We start from the raw sequence: 4,883 nt of genomic DNA on the forward strand, positions 1-4,883 counted from the left end.
CTAAAGAACCAGCTTTAATATCAGAAAAGTCTTTTAATGCTTTAATACGGTAAAGAACATATTCACCAAATACACGCGTTTCATTTGTGAGTGCAAACTTTTTTTGCATAGCACAATTCCTTTATAAAGAGATTAGATTTTTAAATGAGATGTTTAAAGAAGGGCGCCCCCGCGACGCCCGCGCTTATTTAAGCAGCGTCTTTTAATGACTGATCATTATAGACAATTTCTTTATTACAGACTTCAATATTATTGCGAACCCAAGTATCACCTTTAATGACCGCATTGCGAAAAATCTTTACATTTGCAAAAATACAAGCATATCCAGAAATTTTCGCATTGCCATAAATTTTTGTATCATTAAAGACACAAGCGTAATAATGAACGCGAGCATTTTCAAAAATATGAGCATCAGGATAAATGCGTGCAAAACCATAGACCTCTGCATTGCCATAAACTTGACCAGCCACCACAGCCTTGCCATAAACACGGGCGTTTTCATAAATGCAAGCAACATTGTTCACATGGGCATAACCACTTACAACGGCATTATCGTAAACGCGTGCATTGCTATAAACTTTGGCTTTTCCACCAACCCAGCAATTGCCATCATGTGATAAGTTGCTTTCACCTTGTATAAAACCGCCGAGGTCCCCTTTTTTTACATCACCAAAATCTCTTAAAGCTCTAATCCTATGCAGTGTTTTAAAGCCAACCTCTATTGTTTCACCTGTAAATTCGTATTTTTTTGCAAGCTCTTGTTTATTATTAGATGCGGTTTCATTTGAAATGTTAGAAATAACGGGGGTGTTTTTTGATATATTTGTCATAACTAAATCCTTACTGATTATACGTTTTTCAATTGACAGCCCATAAGGGCGCCGGGTGCTGAAAAACACGGCAGTAAGTCCGTTGCTTACACTTTTCCCATAGGGTATTATATGGTGTAAGCACACCCGACAAAATTCTCATATACTAACAAAAGCATAAAAGAAAGTCAGTATTTTAAAGAAATGGGAGAGGCTGTTTCGTAACCTATCCGCTTACTGTTTAAAGTGTTTTTCAATCACTTGATTATCTATATAACAAAATACGTATTTATTGTCAAATAATATTTTATCTTTTTTGATATTTTTTATATTTTTTTAAATGCATTATGTGTATATATTTATCATATACTTCTTTTGTATTTATGTGCTTTTAAAGCGATATTATGGGCTTTCTTAAACGATTTCGTTATTTTTTGAATCTATACATTTATAATATTGAGAAACGCTCTCATTATGCGTATTTTTAACTTTATAACGTATCTGTTTTTTACTAAATGTTTTTTAAAGATTTCTGTTAATTTCTTTTATAACACATTTGCAACTTAATAGCCTTTTATAGAGGCTGTCTTTATAAGCAATGCATTCATTTGCATTGTGATTATGAAAGCCTGCTGTTTTTATATATTCTCTATAGCTGTTATGTTACTTATAGCTCTTATAGCCATGGCATTATTTTTCATTTTCATAAGAGAAATGATAATTGTGATTTATAGCTTGTTATGAAATCTCTAAAGAGAGATTGATAATTATAGAGATTAGCAAAATCCCTTTTAATAGACTTTTGTCAATCTTGTCAGTTTTGTCAGTTGTTTCTAGATCCTCTATTATTTTTTTCAAATGAGAGAAAATTAAAAACATTATATTTCAATATGTTAAGTTTTATCTCTTTTTCAAAATACAACTTATTAAAACGGCACAACAAATAAATACAACTGTAAATATATATTTGTCAGTTTGTGTCTGTAAATTGAACTGACAAAATGATCATTTGAGAGAATGATAAAAACACGTCTTAAAAAAGTATGTGATCTCTTAAAGCCTTTCAAAAGAAAGGGGCTATCATCATAAGAAATGCTATCAAGGCTCTTATGGTTATGAGTTTTGAAGGTTTTGAAGGTTCCTTTTATGCCCCCTTATATATTTTTTTCAATCAAAAAAATAAAAGTTATTATATTTCAATATGTTAATGTTTTAATAATACAACCTATATCGACAACACAACCTTAAATTCAACTCATAGTATATTTTTGAAGGTATTTTGAGGGTTTGAGAAACCTTCAAAACCTATAAGCAAAATGAATATACATAACTCTCTTTCAAGAGATTTTTTGAAAGCTATAAAGCTATCATTTGAGATTACGGTATAATCTTTTAAAGGCAATGTAAAAAAATCTAATTCACTTTAAGAGTGGATTTCTTATAAGTCTTAAAGCAATCCAAATGACAGTGTTTAAAAGTGCAAATGATTTCTTTTTAGAAGAACGCAATGATAAATTATTCCTTTTAAGATTGTATGTAAGCAATTTATAAAAGGGGTATAAAACCTATAGTTATAAGACCTTATACCCCTTGTGAATTTATCATACCCATCATGTGAGCATGGTAAGTCTATTCAGTTTCTCTAATTTCTAATTTTGGTAGGTTTTTAACAATTTTCATTGTCTCTAAACTTACGGTAATAACCCTTTGGAATAACTCCAATGGATAAGCAGGGTTTCCAACGGTTTCAACAGCATAGCGATTGGCATCATTCACAATGCCACTCTTTTTATCGGTCTTAACACATTGACGCCCCATAACCCATTCAAGGGCGGGTCTACCATTGACGATATACTCATAAGCTTCAAGAGGGATATCTGTTATAGTGATATTACTATTATAAATAACAGTGGATTTATCCTTTTCCTTACTATCCTTAATTTTTGCGAATTTCATTTCATTCACGTAATAGAATTCTTTAGGATTAGAGATATCAGTCTGTTTTGGATTGCCTTTTTTAAATGTGACTGGATAAGGTTCCACATCTTCATAATTTACGTGCAAATGAGCTAATTTACGCCCTGCTGTAACAAATTTCCAAAAATCATCAACTGTCTTTACACAAGGGATACGAGGCAATTCTTTAGAGAGGTTATCAGCATAGCGACTGCGATAATCTTCTGAATGTAAAAGACCGTAAACATAATAGAATAAATCATCTTTCGTGATAGTTTCATTAGGATAAGCAGTTTTAAAATGTGCTAATCCCTCATCAGTAATAGCATCACGCCTCTGTAAACCAGTTGTTTTGTTTTGCTCTGTAGCATTTGCAAATAAATGAGATTGTTTTTTATTTTTTAAGGATTGAATATCTTCGTAAAAGTATCTTGGAAAGCATTGACCTGTATCTATTGCGTGAAGGTTAGGTAAATCCTTACTCATCAGTACAGAAAAACCACTTCTTGCTCCTGTTCCTGTAATTTGTATCACTCTATTTTCAATTGTTTGTCCTATTGGAAATATGCATGGCATTTTGGCGACCATTTCATTAAAGGTTCTATCATAATAGAGCCACTGTTTCGTAAAAGGGCGATATAAGCTCTGAGTGATGCATATCTCTTCAAATTCCAAAACCTTTTCTCTAGCTAAATGTTGTTTAAGATTAAGACTCCAACTGATTTTACTTTCATCGGAATTGACAAAATTATCTACAACTTTTGTAAGTGTTCTACGGTCAGTATGTGGATAACTATTATTAAAACGTTTTACCTCGCTATTATAGAAGGCAATCATGTTATTCATATTTTTCTTTACAGTTTCACGGCTTGAGTTATACGCCCAAGCATCACGATTGGTTGAAACACCAAGAGAATAAATTTCAAAGAGCTTTTTATCATGCCCCTTTTTGACACCCATAGTTAAGAATGTTTTGAAACTTTCGTCACGTTGCTTTATCCAATCACTATGTTTGTCTGGTGTAATTATTTGCCAGCTTGATTTATTTTTGATGCCATCAATACTACCAAAATACTCGAGAGCTGTAAGTTTTTCTTTTGTTGTGAGATTATTACCAATGTCATGATAGTAAATTTTACAATCTCCAGAAACATTGGGATTTTTGATAAATAGCGTTACCGCAATACCCGTCATGCTACCATTACCAAAAACATTCTCTCCTTCTTGAGCTTTCCCATTGCTTAACATATTTTTACGAATATCTCCCCGTAAATTAAGCACATAAATACTCGTAAATTCTTTGGCTAAAGATTTTCGTAAACCGTCCATTGTTGGCTTTTCTATGTAACCAGAACCAGAAACAAAGCCGATTACTCCAGCATTATCAATACGGTCACTTGCCCAGCGAATAGCGCGGATATAGCTATCATAAAGATTTCGCATATTCACTGCTTTTGATTGAGCTATATAAGTCTCACGGATACGATCATCTAGTATAGAATAAGTGATGTTTTTTGCATTGTCATTGGCACTTTTTTGCCCTGTTGAATAAGGAGGGTTGCCAAAGATAACTTCGATATTTAGATTTTTCTGATGTTCTAAATATTCACTGTTTTCTTTCATAGTACCTTCCATCAGATCTTTTTTCTCAAAAAGATGAAACGTATCAGTTAAACCAATATGCTTGAATGGGATATAATTCCCTTTCATAAGACCATGATAGGTTGCTTCGATATTAATGGCTGCTATGTAATAAGCGAGCAAGACAATCTCATTAGCATGAATATCATAACGGTATTTATATTCCATATCCTCTGGTTTTATCAGTTTAGATTGTAACAACCGTGTGATAAAGGTACCAGTACCCGTAAAAGGGTCAAGAATAGAAACACCACGTGACCCCAAGCTTTTTCCAAATTCATTGCGTAAGACATCATCAACAGAATGAATGATAAAATCAACAACCTCAATGGGGGTATAAACAATTCCTAATTTTTCCACTGTACGTGGAAAAGCATAACGGAAAAATTCATTATAAAGTTCTACAATTAAGCTTTGTTGTGCTTCAAGAGTGGTAATTCCACGCGTGTAAAATTGCACACTCCTAGAAATATTTTT

Annotated in this window: 2 protein-coding genes; both read right to left on the reverse strand. The window is 32.7% G+C overall.

Annotation, left to right across the window (positions count from 1 at the left end; genetic code table 11):
* Positions 1-188: 188 nt before the first annotated feature.
* Positions 189-830: a hypothetical protein gene (locus PVV69_RS09215; protein WP_273757269.1), complete on the reverse strand. Its 642-nt coding sequence runs from the start codon at positions 828-830 to the stop codon at positions 189-191.
* A 1,608-nt stretch (positions 831-2,438) separates the two neighbouring features.
* Positions 2,439-4,883, reverse strand: a 2,445-nt coding sequence (locus PVV69_RS09220; RefSeq protein ID WP_273757270.1) for a type ISP restriction/modification enzyme, incomplete at its 5' end; no start/stop codon positions are given.

This window comes from Bartonella sp. MM73XJBT (assembly GCF_028618465.1).
In the GTDB taxonomy this organism is placed as follows: domain Bacteria; phylum Pseudomonadota; class Alphaproteobacteria; order Rhizobiales; family Rhizobiaceae; genus Bartonella.